Source organism: Streptomyces sp. CNT372, from assembly GCF_000377145.1.
This window is the reverse complement of record NZ_KB897781.1, coordinates 224,587-243,460: the sequence shown is the minus strand read 5'-3', so window position 1 is coordinate 243,460 and position 18,874 is coordinate 224,587. Positions and strand designations below refer to the sequence as shown.

The 18,874-nt window shown below is 75.4% G+C and carries 17 protein-coding genes and 1 pseudogene; 8 read left to right on the top strand and 10 right to left on the bottom strand.

Annotation, left to right across the window (positions count from 1 at the left end):
• Positions 1-42: 42 nt before the first annotated feature.
• Complete coding sequence (locus tag C593_RS0113970; RefSeq protein ID WP_026277674.1) at positions 43-1,674, bottom strand: alpha/beta hydrolase; 1,632 nt, start codon at positions 1,672-1,674, stop codon at positions 43-45.
• A gap of 245 nt (positions 1,675-1,919) precedes the next feature.
• Here C593_RS0113970 and C593_RS0113965 point away from each other — a divergent pair, with 245 nt between their 5' ends.
• Positions 1,920-2,213: a DUF4287 domain-containing protein gene (locus C593_RS0113965; RefSeq protein WP_018847914.1), complete on the top strand. Its 294-nt coding sequence runs from the start codon at positions 1,920-1,922 to the stop codon at positions 2,211-2,213.
• Between the two features lie 272 nt (positions 2,214-2,485).
• On the opposite strand, the gene C593_RS0113960 is transcribed toward C593_RS0113965, so the two are convergent.
• From C593_RS0113960 to C593_RS0113940, 5 genes are all read right to left on the bottom strand, one after another.
• Positions 2,486-3,304: a TIGR04222 domain-containing membrane protein gene (locus C593_RS0113960; protein ID WP_018847913.1), complete on the bottom strand. Its 819-nt coding sequence runs from the start codon at positions 3,302-3,304 to the stop codon at positions 2,486-2,488.
• Positions 3,305-3,411: 107 nt separating this feature from the next.
• Entirely contained in the window at positions 3,412-4,425 is a 1,014-nt protein-coding gene (locus C593_RS0113955; RefSeq protein WP_020610308.1) for a TIGR04222 domain-containing membrane protein, read from the bottom strand.
• 5 nt (positions 4,426-4,430) lie between these two features.
• Positions 4,431-6,239 (bottom strand): multinuclear nonheme iron-dependent oxidase, encoded by a 1,809-nt coding sequence (locus tag C593_RS33765; RefSeq protein ID WP_037745825.1) that lies wholly within the window; start codon positions 6,237-6,239, stop codon positions 4,431-4,433.
• A 168-nt stretch (positions 6,240-6,407) separates the two neighbouring features.
• Entirely contained in the window at positions 6,408-7,187 is a 780-nt protein-coding gene (locus C593_RS0113945; protein ID WP_018847910.1) for a DUF4142 domain-containing protein, read from the bottom strand.
• 214 nt (positions 7,188-7,401) lie between these two features.
• Positions 7,402-8,199 carry a peptidyl-tRNA hydrolase gene (locus tag C593_RS0113940; RefSeq protein WP_026277672.1) on the bottom strand — a complete coding sequence of 266 codons (798 nt, stop codon included), beginning with the start codon at positions 8,197-8,199 and terminating at the stop codon, positions 7,402-7,404.
• A 123-nt stretch (positions 8,200-8,322) separates the two neighbouring features.
• Here C593_RS0113940 and C593_RS0113935 point away from each other — a divergent pair, with 123 nt between their 5' ends.
• The 4 genes from C593_RS0113935 to C593_RS31680 all read left to right on the top strand — a co-directional run bounded on the left by C593_RS0113935 (position 8,323) and on the right by C593_RS31680 (position 11,949).
• Positions 8,323-9,000 (top strand): AIM24 family protein, encoded by a 678-nt coding sequence (locus tag C593_RS0113935; protein ID WP_018847908.1) that lies wholly within the window; start codon positions 8,323-8,325, stop codon positions 8,998-9,000.
• 357 nt (positions 9,001-9,357) lie between these two features.
• Entirely contained in the window at positions 9,358-10,452 is a 1,095-nt protein-coding gene (locus C593_RS0113930) for an AI-2E family transporter (RefSeq protein ID WP_018847907.1), read from the top strand.
• A gap of 154 nt (positions 10,453-10,606) precedes the next feature.
• Complete coding sequence (locus tag C593_RS0113925) at positions 10,607-11,479, top strand: DMT family transporter (protein WP_018847906.1); 873 nt, start codon at positions 10,607-10,609, stop codon at positions 11,477-11,479.
• A 317-nt stretch (positions 11,480-11,796) separates the two neighbouring features.
• A complete protein-coding gene (locus tag C593_RS31680) occupies positions 11,797-11,949 on the top strand; it encodes a hypothetical protein (RefSeq protein WP_018847905.1) in 153 nt (50 codons plus the stop codon).
• A gap of 158 nt (positions 11,950-12,107) precedes the next feature.
• Here C593_RS31680 and C593_RS0113915 read toward each other — a convergent pair whose 3' ends face one another.
• Positions 12,108-12,524 carry an organic hydroperoxide resistance protein gene (locus C593_RS0113915; protein WP_018847904.1) on the bottom strand — a complete coding sequence of 139 codons (417 nt, stop codon included), beginning with the start codon at positions 12,522-12,524 and terminating at the stop codon, positions 12,108-12,110.
• A gap of 105 nt (positions 12,525-12,629) precedes the next feature.
• Here C593_RS0113915 and C593_RS0113910 point away from each other — a divergent pair, with 105 nt between their 5' ends.
• Positions 12,630-13,136, top strand: a complete 507-nt coding sequence (locus C593_RS0113910; RefSeq protein WP_018847903.1) for a MarR family transcriptional regulator — start codon at positions 12,630-12,632, stop codon at positions 13,134-13,136.
• 62 nt (positions 13,137-13,198) lie between these two features.
• Here the strand turns inward: C593_RS0113910 and C593_RS0113905 are convergent, their stop codons facing one another.
• From C593_RS0113905 to C593_RS0113895, 3 genes are all read right to left on the bottom strand, one after another.
• A complete protein-coding gene (locus C593_RS0113905) occupies positions 13,199-14,329 on the bottom strand; it encodes a baeRF3 domain-containing protein (RefSeq protein ID WP_020610307.1) in 1,131 nt (376 codons plus the stop codon).
• Positions 14,330-14,564: 235 nt separating this feature from the next.
• Positions 14,565-15,986: an alpha-lytic protease prodomain-containing protein gene (locus C593_RS0113900; protein WP_051093684.1), complete on the bottom strand. Its 1,422-nt coding sequence runs from the start codon at positions 15,984-15,986 to the stop codon at positions 14,565-14,567.
• A gap of 199 nt (positions 15,987-16,185) precedes the next feature.
• Complete coding sequence (locus C593_RS0113895; protein WP_026277671.1) at positions 16,186-16,698, bottom strand: hypothetical protein; 513 nt, start codon at positions 16,696-16,698, stop codon at positions 16,186-16,188.
• Positions 16,699-16,866: 168 nt separating this feature from the next.
• Between C593_RS0113895 and C593_RS0113890 the strand changes: the two genes are divergently transcribed.
• Together C593_RS0113890 and C593_RS31675 are read left to right on the top strand one after the other, a co-directional pair.
• A complete protein-coding gene (locus tag C593_RS0113890; protein ID WP_078521496.1) occupies positions 16,867-17,796 on the top strand; it encodes a polysaccharide deacetylase family protein in 930 nt (309 codons plus the stop codon).
• A 32-nt stretch (positions 17,797-17,828) separates the two neighbouring features.
• Positions 17,829-18,636 (top strand): annotated as a pseudogene (locus tag C593_RS31675) (IS5 family transposase); the annotation flags it as partial.
• Between the last annotated feature and the right edge of the window lie 238 nt (positions 18,637-18,874).

Sequence of the window (18,874 nt, the reverse complement as noted above, 5' to 3'; positions counted from 1 at the left end):
CTCCCGCCCCTCGGGGTGCCCGCGCACCCCCGACCCGGAAGATCAGACGACGGGCGGCAGCTCAGGCTCCGCCGCCCGCCGGTCCAGCGACACCGGGTCCGGCTCCGGGTGCGGCGCGCACGACGCGCGCCGCACCGGTGTCCCGCCGTCCACCAGGTACTCCTCCAGATACCGGTTGACGCAGGCGTTCTCGCCGCCGCCGATCCCGTGTGTGCCGGCGTCCTTCTCGGTGACCAGCACGGACCCCTTCAGCCGCCGCTGGAGTTCGCGCGCCCCCGCGTAGGGGGTGGCCGCGTCCCGTTCCGCCGCCAGGATCAGCACCGGCGGCAGCTCCCCGCGCGCGGTGCCCACGTCCAGCGGACGCTGCCGGGGCGCCGGCCAGTAGGCGCACGGCAGGTTCATCCAGGCGTTGTCCCACGTCTCGAACGGCGCGATGCGCGCGAGCCGGGTGTTGTCCCGGTCCCAGACCGCGAAGTCCTCCGGCCAGGGCGCGTCGTTGCACTCCACGGCCGTGTAGACCGCGTTGCCGTTCTCCGCCTCCTTCGCCGACTCCGGGTCGGGTGCGGCCCGCTCCACCAGGGGCTTGGCGTCGCCCTGGAGATAGCGCGCGAGGACGTGCGCCAGCCGGGGCCAGGACCCGTCGTAGTAGGCCGCCGCGAGGAACGCGGAGTGCAGCTGGCCCGGCCCCACGGTGCCGCCCGCCGGCTCCAGCGCGAGCCGGGCGCGCGCCTGCTCGTAGGAGTGCGCCACCGCGCCCGGCGTGTCGCCCAGCTTGTAGACGGCGTCGTGCTTCGCCACCCAGGTACGGAAGTCGGCCCAGCGGGTCTCGAACGCCAGGGACTGGCCGAGGTTGTTGCGGTACCAGATGCGGCGCGGGTCGGGGTCCACGGCCGAGTCGAAGACCATCCGGCGCACGTGCGAGGGGAAGAGCGTCGCGTACAGGGCGCCGAAGTAGGTGCCGTAGGAGGCGCCCATGAAGGTCAGGCGCTCCTCGCCGAGGGCGGCCCGCAGGACATCGAGGTCCCGGGCGTTGTTGAGGGAGGTGTAGTGCCGCAGCGCCGGGCCCGTGCTGCGCGCGCAGCCCCGGGCGTACGCCCGGGCCTGAGCGATCCGCTCCCGCTTGTACGCGGGGGAGGGGTGCGTCGGCGCAAAGGTGGGTGCCCTGAGGAAGTCGGCCGGGTCCTGGCAGGACAGGGGCGCGGAACGGCCCACGCCCCGGGGCGCGTAGCCGACGAGGTCGTAGGCCCGGGAGATCCGCCGCCACTCGGGCAGCCGGGCGGCCATCGGGAAGTACATGCCGGAGGCGCCGGGGCCGCCCGGGTTGTAGACCAGCGCGCCCTGGCGTTCGGACGCCTCGCCGGTCGCCGGGACGCGGCTGACGGTCAGCCGGATGCGGGTCCCGTCCGGGTCCGCGTAGTCGAGGGGGACCTCGACCGTGCCGCACCGGACCTCCGCCGAGAGGCCCTCGGAGGCGGGGCAGGCGCCGAAGTCGATGCCCGCCGCCGAGGCGCGCGCGGCGGCGAGGGCGGTGCCGCGTGCCTCGGGGCCAACGTGGCGCGCTTCCCGGCCGGCGTCCGCGCCGGCGGGCCGGGCGGTGGCGCCGGGGGCGGCCACGGCCGTGAGGACCAAGGAACCGAGACCGGCCAGGGTCCCGAACGTCACAGCAGCTCTCATCGCGTTCCCTTCGTGCGCGCGGCGGCCCGTGGGGCGGTGGGGACTGGGGCCACGAGGACAGAAGGATCTTTGGCAGGGCATATGAGCATGTAAAGCACCGCCGTGCGTGTCGGCGGCGCGTGTCGGGCGGGGCGCGCGGGATTGACGTGCCGTGCGCCGATGAGTTCCGGGGGCGTCCGGCGTCTTCCTTGCGACGACCGTCACGCATCGCGCGGGTGCAGCCGCGCACGGAGAAAGCAGGGGACATGTCCTTCCAGGCCTACCTCGACGCCGCCGAGACCCGGACCGGACTGACGCCGCGTCAGCTCGTGGACCGGGCGAAGGCTCGCGGCTACGACGACCCGGCGGTGAAAGCGGGCACCATCCTTCAGTGGCTGAAGGAGGAGCACGGCCTCGGGCGCGGGCACGGGATGGCGATCGTGCACGTGATCAAGAAGGGCCCGGTGATCGACGCGAAGCACGTCGGTTCGACGGGGTCGCACCGGGACGCGTCGGACACGCTGTGGCTGGACGGCAAGGACAGCCGCCCGGCGACGTGAGGCGGGCGCGGGACCGGGGCGGTGCGGCGGGGGGCTCGCGGGTTCCGGGCCCGGGCCGGTGCGGCGGAGTGTGTGAGCCGGGCCCGGCGCGGGGCGTCGGGGGGCTTGTGAGCCGCGGCGGGGGCTCGCGGCTCGGTGGCTTGCGGGTCCCGGGCCGGGGCCCGGCGCCGGCCCGGGCCCCGCGCGGCGGTCCGGGCCCCGCGCGGCGGTCCGGGCCCCGCGCGGCGGTCCGGGCCCCGCGCGGCGGTCCGGGCCCCGCGCGGCGGTCCGGGTCAGCGCGGGTCGGGCAGCGGGGGAGCGCCCGTCCCGTCGAGGGCCGTACGCAACTGGGGGTCCTCGATCGCCCCGACGCCGAACACCGCCAGCGCCGTGAGCCGGGCGCGGCCCCCGTCCGCGTCCGTCCCGTCGTCGGCCGCGGCCGCGCGGGCGACCAGGGCGGTCAGCCGGCCCGCGCCGAGCGGCGACGCCCAGCCCGTGTACGCGTGCACCTCGAAGCGGGCCGCCGCCAGAGCGCCCAGCGTCAGCAGCAGCGGCAGCGCGAACCAGGCCGCCACCGGGCCCGCCGCCACGCCCGCGGGCAGCGACAGCACCGCGCCCGCCGCCAGTGCGACCGTGAGCACCCCGGCCGCGCGCACCGCGCGGAGCGCGGACCGGACGGCCGAGCGGGCACTCTCGGGGACCGCGAGCCCCTGGGCCACCAGCCGGTCGCCCAGCCGCCGTACGGCCGCGCCGCCCGCCACCGCGTCCCGGACCGCCGCCGTCCGCTCCTGACCGCCGGGGCCGGCCGCGCCGATGACGGAGCGTTCGAGATCGTCGCCGCCCTCCGGGTCCACGACCGTCGTCCATCCGGTGTGCGCGAGCAGCAGCCGTCCCTCCCGGTGCATCGACACCAGGGCCAGCGTGGTGACCCGGTGCGGGCCGCCGGCCAGGAACGCGGCCTCGGGGAGCGTCAGCCGGCCGGGCGCGCCCGGCCGCCCGGCATCCTCGTCCGCGCCGGGCAGACGCGGGGCGTCGGCGGCGGCCAGGCACAGGCGCAGGCAGCTGACGGCGGAGGCCGCCCATGCCAGGGCGAGGAGAGCGAGCCAGAGCATGGGCGATGTCTACGCGACGGGGGAGCGGGGCGCCACCGGAATCCCAGGATTCGGACGTTTCGCCGCCGCCCCACGCCCGGCGTGCCGGGCGTGGGGCGCGTCCCCTCTCAGCCGGAGCTGCCTCCGCAGCTCGATCCGGAGGAGCCGCCGCCACAGCTCGACCCCGAGGAGCCGCCGCAGCCGGAACCGGAGGATGAGCCCCCGCAGCCGCCGGAGGACCCGCCGCACCCCGAACCCCCGGAGCCCGGCCCGGAGTCCCAGCCGGTCTCCGGCCCGCCCGGTCCGCCGCACCACACGGGCTCGGGATACGGCGTCCCGGCGCCGTACGCGAACGCGGCGGCCGGCGCGGTCCCGGCCGGGGACGGCACCCCCTGCCGGGCCGCCGCCGTCAACTGGGCCGCGAACACCGGGTCCGGCAGGGACCGCACCCCGTGCAGCGCGACGAGCCCGGCGGCGCCCGGCACGGTGTGCTCGGCGGCCGCCCGGTACGCGGCGAGCGCCTGCCGCCCGGACCGGGAGACCCGGCGGCGCACCCGCGCGGCCCCCGAGAAGCCGATCACGGTGCCCGCCACCAGGACCGGCAGGACGAGGACGAAGAACGGCCAGCCGTCCAGCGCCGGTTCGTCGGCGAACAGGGCCACGACCGTCAGCAGGAACGACACCGGCGTGGCGAGTACGCACAGGATGCCCTGGGTCGTGCCCCACGCCACGAGCGCGCGGTGCGAGCCGGGCGGATGCAGCAGCCCGCGGGCCGCGAGGCCGTCACCGACCTCCTGCACGGCGGGACCGCGCATGACGGCGGTGCGCAGGACGCCCAGCGCGCCGCTCGGACCGGCGACCGGCGCGTCGAACACGGAACGCTCCACGGGGTCGTGGGCGACGGGACGCAGCACGGTGACGATCCCCGGCCCGCCGACCGCGATCCGGCCGTCCGCCTGCAGGGCGGCGATCGCGGCGTCGGCGGTGCGGGCCGGGCCGCCGCTCAGGAACGCGGCCTCGTAGACGCCGTGGACCCCGTTCCCGTCGGCCCGCGGCCCGCGCAGGGCGGCGGTCACCCGGGCGACCAGCAGCGCGGAGGAGAGGCCGACGACGAGCCAGACGGCGAGTGCGATTCCGTTCATGGCGGTCATCTCCCCACGCCCGTGAGCACGGCCCGGGCGGCGCGGACGATCCGGGTCGCCCGCCCGGGGGGTTCGGGCGCGGCCCGGTCCTGCCACCACAGCGTGAGCCGCCGCCGCGCGGCGGGGTTCTCCGGGCGCCCGGCGGCCAGCAGGTGCTCCGCGAAGTCCAGCGCGTCCCGCCGGTACCCGGCCCGCAACGGGCGGGCCCTGGCGTACGCGAGGAACGCGGGCCGGTAGCCGTCTCCGAGAATCCCGGGCAGCTCCGGGGCCACCTTGGCGACGACGTCCGCCCGCTTGGCCGCCAGCGCCCGGCTCTGCACCCGCAACCGGGCCCGGTCGAACCCGGCGGGCGCGGGCGTCCCCGCGACCAGCGCGGACAGCAACGCGGCCTGCGCGATCCCCACCCGCTCCCGTGCCCCGGGCGGCAGCCCGGCCCGGCCCGGCCGCCCGTCGGCCCCACCGGGCGCAGGGTCGCCGCCCGGTGCCCCGGGCGCGTCCGGGGCGTGGCCTGTCGCCTGTCCGGCACCGGCCGGGCCCCCGGTGGCGGTCTCGGCCGACGCTTCGCCGAGAGCGCCCGACGCGCCGTCCGGCCCCCCGTCGGCACGACCTGCCGTGGCTGCCTGCCGGGCGTGGGGGCGTCCGCCGCCTGCCGGCGCCGCGGTGACGGGCGCAGTGGGCCCGTCACCCTGGTCGGTGCCGGCCCCGGCCGCCGGTCGGCCCTGCGCGTCGGCGGCCTGGTCGCTGGTGGCGAGCCTCTTGCCGGCCTGGGCGGGGTCGCGGTGTCCGGCGCCCGGTGCAGGTCCGGCCGCCGGTCGGCCTTGGGTGTCGGCGGCGGCCTGGTCGCTGGTGGCGAGCATCTTGCCGTCCCCGGTGGCGTCGCGGTGTCCGGCGCCCGGTGCACGTCCGGCACCGGTCGGCGGCGGGCCGCCCGGGTGTCCCGGCGCGCCCGGCGCGCCCGGCGCGGCCGTGCGGGCCGGCGTGGTGTCGGGCGCCGCCGCCCGCGTCAGGGTGGTCCGGATGGTGGCGAGTTCCGCCGCCAGCGCCGCCGCGGGCGGGAAGTCGTCGTCGCGTTCGAGGAGGACGCCCGGTGGGGCGATCCGGGAGCGGAGGTCGGTGAGGATGGCGAGCACCTGGGGCGGGACCGGGTGGGCGTGGGTGTCGTGCCAGAGGCCGTCGCGTTCGACGCCGCCCGCGACATGGACGTAGGCGATGGCCTCCAGGGGGAGGGCGTCCAGCGCCGCCGCCGGGTCCTCGCCGCGGTTGACGTGGTTGGTGTGGAGGTTGGCCACGTCGATCAGCAGGCGCACCCCCGTCCGCTCGACCAGCTCCGCGAGGAACTGGCCCTCGGTCAGTTCCTCGTCCGGCCAGGAGAGCAGGGCCGCGATGTTCTCCACCGCCAGTGGCACCGGCAGTGAGTCCTGCGCGATGCGGATGTTCTCGCAGAGGACCGCCAGCGCGTCCCGGGTGCGGGGGACGGGCAGCAGATGGCCGGCCTCCAGCGCCGGGGACGCCGTCAGCGCGCCGCCCGCCCGGACGAACGCGATGTGCTCGGTGACCAGCGGCGAGCCCAGCGCCTCGGCCCGTTCCGCGAGGGCGGCGAGCCGCTCCGGCGACGGGCGGTCCGCGCCGCCGAGGCCGAGGGAGACGCCGTGCGGGACGATCCGGACACCCCGGGCGCGCAGCCGTTCCAGGGAGTCGGGCAGATGGCCGGGGCAGACGTTCTCCGCGACGGCCTCGACCCAGTCGAGGCCGTCCAGCGACTCGACCGCCCCCGCGATCTCCGGCCGCCAGCCGATACCGATGCCGAGTTCCACGATGTCCCCCTCCTGCCGGCCTCCGCGGTCCGCGGTGCGCAGGGGTGTCATGGCCCTGCGGGACGGCCGTGAACCCGCAGAAGAGGACGTTCAGAGCAACATTTGAGGTTTCGGAAACGGATGACGGGTCCGGCGACCGCCGGACCCGTCACCTCCGTACCGCCCGCGTCACCCCGCCGGTGACTCGCCCGGCTCCGGCCGGTTGGTGTTGACCGTGCCCGGAGGTGCGGGTGAGGGCTCCGAGGTGAGTTCCAGGTCCGCCGGCGGGTCCACCGGCTGCGGCGACGGCGGCAGGTTCCCGTTCGGCGGCGGCGGACCGGTCGGGCTGGCGGTCGCGCCGCCCGCGGCCTCGTTGGCGATGGCGTCGAAGTCCACCATCCCGGTCGCCTCCAGCATCGTGATGTGGTCCAGCACGGTCTGGTTGGCGTCCGAGGCGAGCTGCCGTATCAGCGTGTTCCGGGTGGTGTGCCGGACCTGTGCGATCAGCGAGAACACTTTTCCGTGCGCGTTGCGCAGCAGGTTCGCGAACTTGTACTCGTACTCCTTGCCGCTCGCCGCCGACATCTCCCGCAGCCAGCCCTGCTGCTGCTCGGTCGGCTGGTTCGGCAGTTCCACGCCGAGCTTCGCCGCCGTGTCCCGGGCCCGCCGGTCGAGGTCGGCGTGGCCCACGATGAGGTGGTCGCCCGCATCCTTGATCGCCTGGCTGGGCGCGCGCTCCAGCGCCTGCTGCCCGGCGGGCAGCTCCCACAGCCCGGCGAGCCGGACCTTGACCAGGAAGTCCCGGTCGGTGGCGGAGAGCGGCCCCCACTGGGTCGCCACGGTGGAGGCGTTCAGATTCGCCTGGCCGGTCCCGGACCGGTCGGCGTACGACCATACGGGGAACGCCAGGGCGCCGGCCGTGACGACCAGGGCCGCGATGATGAGAACTGTCCCGTTGATGCGCCGCAACAAAGTGCCTCCAGAGCCGATACGTGACACGGCAGACCTGCGCCGGTCGCCGACCGGCCGGGTCCGCCGGCCCCCGGCCGGTCGATCCCAGCCGGTCGAACTACTCGGCGGTGCAGTGGAGTACGCGGCGCGGTGCGGGAGTGTTCAGGCCTCGGGAGAAGTGCGACCGGGATCACGTCGCGGTCGGCGGCGTCCGGCCCGCCGGGCCGGACCGCTACCGCGGGTCCGCGCCCCTGAGGGCCGGGTGGTCGGCCACCACCGTCGTGCTTCCCGGCGCGATTTCCGTGAAGCCGGCATCGCGCACCACCGGCAGCCCGCTGCCCGTGAGTGCGCGCCAGTGTGCCGTATCCGCCGTGCGCACCGACAGCCGGTACCCGGTCGAACGCCACGCCTCCCGCCCCGCGTCGGTCAGTTCCCACCAGGCGAGCTGGGCGCCGTGGCCCGCCTGCGCCATCGCCTTGCCCGCCGACATGGTCACCGCGGGGCTCAGCCAGAGCACCGGCGCACCCGCCTTCGGCGCGGCGGGCTGCTCCGGGTCGTCCAGTTCGGTGCCCGAGACCTGGAGCTTCACCAGCTCCTTGGGCCAGCCGTCGAGCGGGACGGGCGGGAACACCCGTACCTCGGCGGCCCGCTCGCCCGCGCCGCCCGTCACCGTGATGCCGGGCAGGGCGCTCGCCCGCCGCCACTCCGCGCCGCGCGCCCGCCGCACCACCTTGCGGATGCGCGCGTCCTGCCAGGCCCGCATCGCCCCGGCCCACTCGCCGTCGCCGTGCGAGCGCTCGTCGCCGAGGATCTCCAGCACCGCGCGGGCCGCCGTCTCCAGCGCGTCCGTACGGGCGGGAGGCGCGGCCTTCTCGACGCGGACGACGAGCGGCAGCACATACTGCGGGGCCTCGTCGCGCCGGACGCTCCCGTGCCGGAACGGGCTGTCGGGACCGGGCGCCGGAGGTACCGGGGCTGTGCCGGGGGCAGTCGCGGGGGCGGGCGTCTCCGGAGGGTTCTCGCTGCTCACCCGCCCAGTCTGCCAGCCGGTCCCGGCCGCCCCGGAGCCGGGAAGGACGGCACGGGAGCCGGGAAGGACGGCCCCCGGCGCGGGCGTTGTGCGAACGGCGCGCTCCGGGTGAGGATGCCCGGCATGAGAAGCGATCTGTTCAACTCCGAGCACATGGCCGAGCAGGCGACGGCCCCCGGCATGACCCTCCAGAACGCCAAGTCGGTCAAGTACGCGGTCAACGGCGAGATGCACGCGCGCCAGGGCTCGATGATCGCTTTCCGCGGCAACCTGCAGTTCGAGCGCAAGGGCCAGGGCATCGGCGGCATGCTCAAGCGGGCCGTCACCGGCGAGGGCCTGCCGCTGATGGCCGTGCGCGGCCAGGGCGAGGCGTGGTTCGCGCACGAGGCGGCCAACTGCTTCATCGTGGAGCTCGACCCGGGCGACGCGCTCACCGTCAACGGCCGCAACGTCCTGTGCTTCGACGCCTCGCTCGCCTACGAGATAAAGATGGTCAAGGGCGCCGGAATGGCGGGCGGCGGCCTGTTCAACAGTGTCTTCACCGGGCAGGGGAAGCTGGCGGTGATCTGCGAGGGCACGCCCATCGTCATCCCGGTGGGCCCCGGGCAGCCGGTGTTCGTGGACACCGACGCCGTGGTCGGCTGGAGCGCCACCCTGCACACCTCGCTGCACCGCTCGCAGTCGGTCGGTTCGATGATCCGCGGCGGCTCGGGCGAGGCGGTCCAGTTGAAGCTGGAGGGCGAGGGCTTCGTCATCGTCCGTCCCAGCGAGGCGACGCCCGCGAAGACCGGCCAGAGCTGAGCCGGGGCCCGCCGGGCCACGGTCCGCCGCCGCCCCTCCGAAGCGGCCCGCCGGGTTCCGGTCCGCCGCCGCCTCCGAAGCGGCACCGGCAACAGCGGCACCGGCGCCCCGGACATCCGCCGCCGGCCCCGGTGTGCCCTTCCTCCTGACCGGCCCCGGCCCGCCGATCCCGCCCGCAGCCCCCCGCGCGGGCCGGTCGGCTGAGTCCGGGCCGTGCCTTCGGGCGATTCCCCCGCCGGGCGCGTGGCCGCGGACGCGCCCGGTGGTACGGGCAAGAGGATGTCCACCCCACCCGGCCCCCGGCCTTCCCCGCCGCCCCCGCCCCCGCCCTACGGGGACGCCGGCTCCCGCGTCCCCATGGGCTTGCGCCTGGCCGCCGCCTACGCCTGGCGGGTCCTGGTGGTGGCCGTCCTCGTCTTCGGGGCGTTCTCCCTCCTCGGCCGCTTCCACAAGCTCGGTGTCGCGGTCTTCCTGGGCCTGGTGATCGCCGCCGTCCTGCGGCCCGTCGCCGGACTGCTCGCCCGCGCCGTGCCCCGCCCGCTCGCCGTCGGGGTGACGCTCGTCGGCGGCATCCTGCTCGTCCTCGGCATCCTCGCCCTCGTCGGCGAGGCGGTCGCCAGTGAGCGGACCACCCTGATGCGCGAGTTCCGCACCGGGATCGACCGCATCGAACGCTGGCTGGAGGAGCCACCGTTCCGGCTGAACCCGGACGCCCTCACCGACATCCAGTCCCGGATCGGCCATCTGATCTCCGAGCACCGCTCCACCGTCCTCAGCACTGCGCTCAGCGGCGCGGACCGGCTGGTCGAGGTGGTCACGGTGCTCGCGCTCGCCCTCTTCTGCTCGGTGTTCTTCATGCACTCCGGGGAACGGCAGTGGGCCTGGTTCTGCGCCCAGCTGCCGCCCGCCGCCCGGCCCCGGACGATGACCGCGGGGCGCGCGGCCTGGCGCACCTTCACCGGCTACACCCACGGGGTGCTGCTGGTCGCCGCGACCAACGCCGTCCTGGTCGGTATCGCCCTCACCCTGCTCGGGGTGCCGCTCGCGCTGCCCCTGGCCCTGCTGGAGTTCTTCGCCGCGTTCGTCCCCCTGATCGGCTCGCCGGTCGCCCTCGCCGTGGCGGCCGTCGTCGCCCTGGCGTCCAAGGGGCCGCTGGTGGCGGGGATCGTGGTGGCGCTGATCGTGGTGATCGGGCAGATCGAGGGCCATCTGCTGCACCCGCTGGTCATGAGCTGGGCGGTCCGGCTGCACCCGATCGTGGTCGCGCTGGCCGTGATCGGCGGTGCGGTGGCGGCCGGGGTGATCGGCGCGGTGGCGGCGGTGCCGCTGGTCGCGGTCCTCTGGGCGGTGCGGCAGGCGCTGCGCGAGCCGCCGGAGGGGCAGGAGGCGCCCGGGCCGGGGGGCCCCGGGCCGCGACCGGCCGTCCCGGGGCAGGGCGCCGACACCTCGTAGGACACCTCCTCGGCCGCTGACCGCGCGCCGTGAGCGTCCGCCGGAACTCCCGCCCGCCCACCGTTGCCCGTTGTCTGCCGCCCGTTGCCCGCCGTCCGCCGCCCGTTGCCCGCCGCCCGCCGTCCTGCACCGCTGCTTCCGGAGGCCCGCTCCCGTGCACCTACTCCTCCCGGTCCTCTTCGCCGTCGGAGCCGCGGCCAGCAACGCGCTGGCGACGGTCCTCCAGCGCAAGGCCGCGCTGGAGGTGCCACGGTCGGACAAGCTCCGCGCCGGGCTGATGCTCGACCTGCTGAAGCACCCGGTCTGGCTCGCCGGGATGGCGGCGGTGATCGGCGCGGCCGTCTGCCAGGCGGTGGCGCTGGCGACCGGCCCGCTGACCGTCGTCCAGCCCCTGTTCGTGCTCGAACTGCCGCTCGCCCTGGTCATCGCCGCCCTGCTGCTCCACGGCCGGCTCCCGCCCGCCGGGTGGGCGGCCGTCGGGTGCGTGGTCGTCGGGCTGGGCACCGCGCTGTGGGCCGCCGCGCCGAGCGGCAACCGGACCAGCGTGCCGCTCGACCGCTGGGTGCTCGCGCTGGCCGTGTGCGCGGGGGTCGTCGCCGTCCTGGTGGGGGCCGCGCTCCGGCGGTCCGAGGGCCGGGCCCGGGCGGCCTGCCTCGGCGCGTCCACCGCGATCGCGTACGCGCTGACCGCCGCGCTCATGAAGTCCGCGATGCACACCCTCGACGACCACGGGATCGGGGCCTTCCTGACGGCCTGGCAGACCTACGCCTTCGCCGTCACCGGCGGGGCGGCCCTGTTCCTGCTGGAGAACGCCCTCCAGTCGGGGCCGCTGGTCGCCTCCCAGCCGGCGATCACCCTCGGCGACGCCGCCGTGAGCCTGACCCTGGGCATCGTCCTCTACGAGGAGCAGGTCCGCTCCGGGTGGTGGCTGGTGCCCCAGCTGCTTGGTGTCGCGGCGGTGGTGGTGGGTGTGTTCGCGCTGGCCCGCCTGCCCCTGGCGGCCTCTCTGACGGCTCCGCCGCCCTAAGAGGTCCTAACAGAAGTCGCTGATGGTGTGACTGTCGGCTTGGACGCTCGTTGCTCGGTTCGTGGGGAAGCGGAACTCTCGTCCGTGCATCGTGCCGGACGAACTGCGGTCGTTGATCGAGCCGTCGTTGCAGGGCCTCACCAGCCCTGCCCGGCGCCATCTACGACATCCGCGCTCCGCGGACGTCGTCATCGGTTAGGCCACCTGCGGCCCCCTGCCACCGCCGGGTGAGAGGAACGCCCAGACGGCGTCGTAACGTGCAACGACGGCACCTGCATCGACTCCGCATTGTTCTGCGATGGAAGTCCGGACTGTCCGTGCGCACCCGCCACGACATCACCGGCGTCGCCATCAAGCGCCCCGGCAAGGGCTTCACCTACGCCACCCCCGAGACCGTCGTGGAGGCGGACGACGCCATCATCGCCGCCGGACGCACCCGGGCGACCGAGCGCTTCAGCGAACTCCAGTGAGGTGCCGCCGGGACTCCGCCCGGGTGGCACCTCGCCGGCCGGGGTCCGACGCCCCGCCGGGGTCCGCGGTCGCGCCGACGGGCACACGGGGGCGAGGGCACGCCCCCGTGTGCCACGCCCGCCCCGCAGCGGTCCCGGGAGGGCGCCGCGGTCCCGCGTCACTCGATGACGAGCTCGACCGGCAGGTTGCCCCGGGTCGCCTTGGAGTACGGGCAGTAGGCGTGGGTCTTCTCCAGCAGGTCCCGGCCGGCCTCGCCCTGGAGGTGGTCGGGCAGTTCGACGCGCATGATCACGGAGAGCCCGAAGCCGCCGTCGCTGAGGTCCTTTCCGATGGAGACCTCGGCGGTGACGGAGGCGTCCTTGACGTCGATCTTCTCCTGGCGGCCGATCGCGCCCAGCGCGCTGGCGAAGCACGCGGCGTAGCCGGCGGCGAAGAGCTGCTCGGGGTTGGTGCCCTCGCCGTTGCCGCCGAGCGCCGCGGGGAAGGCCAGCGGCAGGTCGATACGACCGTCGGAGCTGACGGCGCGGCCCTCGCGCCCGTTGGCGGTGGCGACAGCGGTGTACAGCGCGTCCATGAGTCCGTCCCTCGTCGTGGGTGTCGTCGGTATGTCGGGCACAACCAAAGCACACGATTAAGTTGTGCGCAACTAAATCGCGCACACCTTGCTAATCTGGAAGGCATGAACGAGCGCGACGCACCGGACCACGCACCGGACCACGCGCCGGCCCGGGTACCGGACGAGGAGTTCCTGCGCCTGGACCGCCAGGTCTGTTTCTCCCTGCACGCGGCGGCTCGTGCCTTCGACGGCGTGTACCGCACGGTCCTGAAGGACCTGGGGCTGACCTACCCCCAGTACCTGGTGATGCTGGTCCTCTGGGAGCACGGCGAACTGCCCGTGAAGCGCATCGGCGAACATCTGCGCCTCGAATCGGGCACCCTCTCGCCCCTGCTGAAACGCCTGGAGGCGGCGGGCCACGTCGAGCGCCGCCGCAACGTCCACGACGAGCGCTCGGTGACGGTCCGGCCCACCCCCTCGGGCACCGCCCTGCGCGCACGCGCCCTCGCCGTCCCGCGCGGTATCACGGCCGCCACGGGCCTGCCGCTGGAACGCATCGCCGCCCTCCGCGCGGAACTCGACGCCCTGACGGCCCACCTGGACGCGGCCGCGGCGGGCACCGCCGCCTGAGCGCGCGCGAGCCGCCCCGGCCGTGGCGGGTCGTCACCCTGCCGCGGCCGGGGCGGCGGACTTCAGTAGCGCAGCTCGGCGGCGACCCCGCCGTGGTCGGCGAGGGAGCCGTCGGGGACGAAGACCGCCTCCGCACCGCCGTCCAGGGCGCGTTCGACCAACTCGTCGACGATGTCCTCGCGGACCGCGGGGTCGTCGGCGCGGGCCGGGTCGACCGGCTGGAGGTGGTCGTCGGTGACGCGTACGGTGCGCTGGAAGTGCTCCTCGACGACGACCAGCCCGGCCCGCTCGTCCCGGACCGCGCCCCAGACCTCGTCCAGGCCCGCGGCGAAGGCGCGGCGGCCGCGGGCGGCGTCGAGCCGGCGGTCGGCCGCTTCGGCGACCGAGGCCCGGTACCCGTCGAGCGCGGGCCGCACCTCCTCGGCCAGCGCGGTCGCCGGGCCCTCGGCGAACCCGCCCTTGCCCACGCTCCCCGCGGCCCGGCCCGCCGCCGTCCCCGAATCCGCCAGGAGACTCAGCGCGGGCGGCAGCCCCACCAGGAAGAGCGGGCGCGGGTCCGCGTCCAGGGCCGCGCCGAGGGCCGCGTCCACCTCGCGGAAGAACTGGCGGGTCCGCTCGTCGGCGTAGAGCCCCGGGGTGTCGCCCTGGCGCTCCTCGCGCTGCGGGTCGTCCTCCTCCTCGGCCCTGACCAGCGGAAACCGGCCGTCCCCGGTGTGCTCGTGCAGTTCGTCGTCCGTGCCCGACCACAGGGACGCCCGGTCGGCGGCGAGGGCGAGGACCCAGTAGGGCCGGGCCTGCGCCTTGGCGGAGACGAGGTTGCGGGTGAGGTAGCTGTCGCTGAGCACCACCCGCTCGGGCACGGTGCGCGGCAGGCGCCAGATCTGGTGGCCCTCGGCGTCGGCGAGGATGGCCAGGCCGTCGAGGGCGCCGCGCAGGTCGAGTTCCTCGGCGGCGCGCGCCAGCTCGGCGGAGACGGCGTCCCGGGTCGCGCGGTCGGCACGGGCGGCCCCGTCGCCGTTCCCGGCTCCGGTGAGCCTGCGGCCCGCCTCGGCCAGCAGATTGCGCAGGCGCACGGCGTCCTGCGCGCTGTCGCGGCCGTCGCGGTGGGTGGGCATCGTCACGGAGACGGCCGGATAGGGCTTGGGGGCGCGCAGCCTGCGCAGCAGTTCCGGGGTCAGGGCGTCGGTGTCCATGGTGTTCTCGTCGTCCTCTCGGCGGCCCCCGAGGGCAGTCGTCGGGTCCACCTTCCACCGGGCGCGGCGCTCCCGCATCCGGTGGCGGCGCCGGCCCGGAACGGCGGGCGGGCACGTGAGTGACCGCGACGGCGGGCCACGCGGCATGGCACGCGGGCGGCGGGGTCGCGGACCGCCTTCCTTCGGTCCGCGGCCCCGCCGCCGTCCTGGGTGGCGCCCCGCTCAGGGGCGCCGGTCAGCCGTGACGTCCGCCGAAGCGGCCACCGTCACCGTTGCCGTCCTGCCCGTCACCTCCCTGCCCGTCCCCGGCACCCTGATCGCGGCCGGCACCGCCCTGGTCCTGTTCGCCGGCGCCCTGGTCCGCGCCACCGATGCCCTGGTCCTGACCGGCGCCACCGCCCTGGTCCTGTTCGCCGGCGCCCTGGTCCTGGCCGGCCCCGGCGTCACCGCCCTGGTCCTGACCGGCCCCGGCCCCGTCGCCCGCGCCCTCACCGGCACCCGCGCCGCCGGCCGCCTGGCCCGCGCCGTCACCGGCACCCGCGCCCGCGTCGCCGAGCTGCGCGCCGACCGCCGCGAGTGCCGTCGTCACCGGCTGGAAGAAGGTCTCGCCGCCCGAGGTGCAGTCGCCGCTGCCGCCGGAGGTCAGGCCGATCGCCGCCCCCTCGCGGGTGAACAGCGAGCCGCCGCTGTCGCCGGGCTCGGCGCAGACATTGGTCTGGATGAGGCCCGTGACCGTGCCCTCCGGGTAGTTGACGGTGGCGTCCAGGCCGGTGACCTGGCCGTCGCTGAGTCCCGTGGTGCTGCCCATCCGGAACACCTGGAGGCCGACCGTGGCCTCGTCCGGGCCGGTGATGGCCAGCGTCTCGCCGTTGCCCAGGTCGACCGTGCTGGGGGCCTCGGTCGCCGGGTCGTCGTACGTCACCAGGGCGAAATCGCCGTTGCCGGGGAAGGTCGAGTTCTGCGCGGTGGCGACGGGCGCGGCGTTCGGGTCCTCGGACCACTGCTGGCCGGCGGCCGTGCAGTGCCCGGCCGTGAGGAAGGCCGGGGCCCCCTCCTGGGTGGTGACGTTGAAGCCGAGCGAGCAGCGGGAGCCGCCGCCGAAGATGGCGTCGCCGCCTTCCAGGAAGGTCCGGAACTCGCCCGCCGACTTGGTGATGCGGGCGGTGCCCCGGTCAAGGCCCTCGACGGCGGACTCCAGGCGGTCCCAGCGGTCTCCGGTGACCGTGCGGTCGGCCGTGACGACCAGTTTGTTGGTGCGCGGGTCGACCACCCACGCGGTGCCGGGGATCGCGGCGCGGGCGGAGAGCGTCCCGGCCGCGCGCTTGAGTTCGCCCATGCTGTTGTCGACACTGCGGGCGACCGCGCCCGCCTCGCCGACGCGTTCGAGGGCCGCGTCGCCGCCACCGGCGACGTTGACCACGACCTGCTTCTTGGCCGCGTCGTACCAGGCGCCTGCGTACGCCTCGCCGAGTTCGGGCCCGAGCCGCGCTACCAGGTCCTGGGCGGACGCGGCGCTCATGGTGCGGGGGGACGCGGCCGGGCCGGAGTCCGACTGGGACGCGTTGGCGTGGGGCAGCAGGACGGCCGCCGCGGCGACGGCCACCGCTCCGGCTCCGGCAAGTGCCGCCTTCCGCTTGGGTATTCGCCTGTGACTCAACTCGCTGCCTCCTGCGGGGGGATACGGTGATCCGGTCCTGTGTGCGGACCGGGGGGACGCGTCCGACCCTTGGTACGGATGAGGCGGGCGATGCACTCAACGTGCCTGCCGGGATTTCCGGTCGACGGGGCGTCAGCGCAGGTGGCGGCAGTAGAAATCAAGGGCCGGCCCCGGGGGGCCGGTCCGCCTCACCGGGCGTTCAGTCGGGCAGGCGGGTGCCGCAGCGGTGGCAGAAACGGGCGTCCGCGGCGGCGGCCGGACGGTCGCAGGCGGGGCAGACGCGGCCGAGGAAGCAGGCCGCCTCGCCGCCCTCGTCCGTCCCGGGCTCTTCCGCTGCCGCCCGAGGTGAGCCGTGACCGACGGTCAGACCGGGGCGACGGCGGTGTGCGGTGACGTAGGCGAGACCGGCGGGCCCGGCCGCCAGCGCGCGTTCACTGCCGCGCGGGAGCCAGGCGACGGTTCCCGGGCCGAGGGACTGGCTCAGTCCGCCGACTGCGAGTTCCCCGGCGCCCGCCAGCACACAGAGCAGGACGTCCAGATCGGGTTCGACATGGGGCGGGACCCGGCCGCCCGGGAGGACCCGGATCACGTTCGCGTCCAGTTGCCGGGCGACGGGGGTGAGGCGCCAGAGGGCTCCGGCCCGGTCGGGCGGAGCGGCCTCCAGCAGCTCCCTCGTGGTGGCGAGCACTCCTGCCGTGGCGGGCGGCGCCATTGCCGTTCCTCCCTGTCGCGCGGGCCCTGGCGGGCCGGGGCCGGACGATGGTCGCGGGCATCATCCCACGCGGTCCGCGGGGTCCGGGGCTTCCCGGGCGGGCGCAAGCAGCGCGGCACGAGGTGAGGGTGACGTCGGGTCAGGACTGCGATCGACTACTTTCACCGAATGAGCACCTTTGCAAGAAAAGCTGCGATTCTGACCGTTCTCGGTATCACTTTGGTCGGATGTGGAGCGCAGTCGGGTACGGGGGGCACGGCGGGCGGTCCACGCACCCCCTCCCCCGGCGCGTCGGTGACCGCCGCGTCCCCCGCCCTGACCGGTGACCCGGCGGGTGAACCGGGCGGCGGGCCGGGGGCCGGGCCGGAGCGCCGGGTTCCGACCCTGGCACCCGGGCCCGGTGGCCTGACCGCGGTCTTCGAGCGGGCCGCGCCCTCCCGGGGAGCCGCGAAGACCGTCGCCCTCACCTTCGACGCCGACATGACGGCGGACCAGGGACCGCGCGCAGCCCGCGGGGAGCGCTTCGACAACCCGGGCCTGATCGCGGCGCTGCGCGAACTGAAGGTGCCGAGCACCGTGTTCATGACCGGCCGCTGGGCCGAGGAGTACCCGGACCAGGCACGGAGCATCGGCAACGACCCCCTGTTCGAGACCGCCAACCACTCCTGGAGCCACTACGCGTACACCGGCGACTGCTACGGTCTGCCGATCGTCGACCGGGACGAGATGCGCACCGACGTGGACCGGGCGTTCCGCGCGTTCGAGAAGGCGGGAGTCCGCAACACCGTGCCCTACTTCCGCTTCCCGGGCGGCTGCTACGACGACGCGGCCCTGCGCGCCGTCGCGCCCACCGGGGTGACGGCCGTGCAGTGGGACGTGGTCGGCGGCGACGCGTTCGCGACGGACGCGGACGCGGTCGCCGAGCAGGTCCTCGCGGGCGTGCGGCCCGGGTCCGTGGTGGTGCTGCACTGCACCCGGAGCGCGGCCCCGGTCACGGAGGCGGCCGTGCGCCGGGCCGTCCCGGAACTCCGCCGCCGGGGCTTCACCTTCGTCAAGGTCTCGGACCTGATGCGGCCGGACAGGCTTCAGAAGTCCTGAGAGAAGTCGCTGATGGTGTGACTGTCGGCTGGATGGTCGTTGCTCTGTTCGTGGGGAAGAGGAACTCTCGTCCGTGGATCGTGTCGGACGAACTGTGGCCGCTGGTCCAGCCGTTGTTGCCGCAGCCGGGTCCGAAGCTGGTCGCCGGGCGTCCGAGGGTTCCTGACCGGCAGGCTCTGTGCGAGATCCTGTTCGTCCTGCGCACCGGCATCCAGTGGGAGTACCTGCCCCAGGAGCTCGGCTTCGGCTCTGACATGCTGGCGGCGGCTGGCCGCCTGGAACGAGGCCGGCGTGTGGGACCGCTTCCACGTCGTCCTGCTTCAGAAGTTGCGGGCGGCGAAGCAGTCGACTGGTCTCGGACGGTGATCGACTCCAGCCATGTGCGGGCCGCTCGACGAGGCCCAGAAGCGGACCCAGCGCGGTCGACCGTGCGCGTCCGGGCAGCAAGCACCACGTCCTCGTCGACGGTCAGGGCGTCCCGCTCGCGGTGTCGCTGACCGGCGGCAACCGTGACGACGTCACGCAACTGCTGCCCCTCCTCGCCAAGGTCCCGTCCGTCGCGGCCTGGTCGGGCGGCCGCGTCGGCGGCCCGACGTGGTGCTCGGCGACCGTGGCTACGACCACGACAAGTACCGTCGGCTCGTGTGGGCTCTGGGCATCAAGCCCGTGATCCCCCCCCGCAGCACCCCTCATCGTTCGGGGCTCGGAGGGCACCGATGGGTCGTCGAACGCACCATCGCCTGGCTCCACGGCTTCCGGCGCCTACGTGTCCGCTGGGAACGGCGCGACGACATCCACGAAGCCTTCCTCGGCCTCGCTACCTGCCTGATCACCCACCGGCACGTCCAACGCCTTTGCCAGCACCCCTTATACGGGACAGCCCTTTTAGGAGAATCGCGGGGCGCGCGTGCCCCCGGCTATGTGCAGGCGCGGACAGGCCGGGGGTGGTGTCAGGCCGGAACTTCGGCCCTGACCGATCACGGGGCCAGTTTCACAAGTGCTCGAAGTCGCACCGATTGCATACGTTTCGTCGCGAGGACGACTGTGCGGACCGGATTCAGTGAGGTTCCCTCATAAG

Coding starts and splice junctions, on each gene's coding strand:
- C593_RS0113970 (WP_026277674.1), bottom strand. CDS start 1,674: ATGAGAGCTGCTGTGACGTTCGGGACCCTGGCCGGTCTCGGTTCCTTG.
- C593_RS0113965 (WP_018847914.1), top strand. CDS start 1,920: ATGTCCTTCCAGGCCTACCTCGACGCCGCCGAGACCCGGACCGGACTG.
- C593_RS0113960 (WP_018847913.1), bottom strand. CDS start 3,304: ATGCTCTGGCTCGCTCTCCTCGCCCTGGCATGGGCGGCCTCCGCCGTC.
- C593_RS0113955 (WP_020610308.1), bottom strand. CDS start 4,425: ATGAACGGAATCGCACTCGCCGTCTGGCTCGTCGTCGGCCTCTCCTCC.
- C593_RS0113935 (WP_018847908.1), top strand. CDS start 8,323: ATGAGAAGCGATCTGTTCAACTCCGAGCACATGGCCGAGCAGGCGACG.
- C593_RS0113930 (WP_018847907.1), top strand. CDS start 9,358: ATGGGCTTGCGCCTGGCCGCCGCCTACGCCTGGCGGGTCCTGGTGGTG.
- C593_RS0113915 (WP_018847904.1), bottom strand. CDS start 12,524: ATGGACGCGCTGTACACCGCTGTCGCCACCGCCAACGGGCGCGAGGGC.
- C593_RS0113910 (WP_018847903.1), top strand. CDS start 12,630: ATGAACGAGCGCGACGCACCGGACCACGCACCGGACCACGCGCCGGCC.
- C593_RS0113905 (WP_020610307.1), bottom strand. CDS start 14,329: ATGGACACCGACGCCCTGACCCCGGAACTGCTGCGCAGGCTGCGCGCC.
- C593_RS0113895 (WP_026277671.1), bottom strand. CDS start 16,698: ATGGCGCCGCCCGCCACGGCAGGAGTGCTCGCCACCACGAGGGAGCTG.
- C593_RS0113890 (WP_078521496.1), top strand. CDS start 16,867: ATGAGCACCTTTGCAAGAAAAGCTGCGATTCTGACCGTTCTCGGTATC.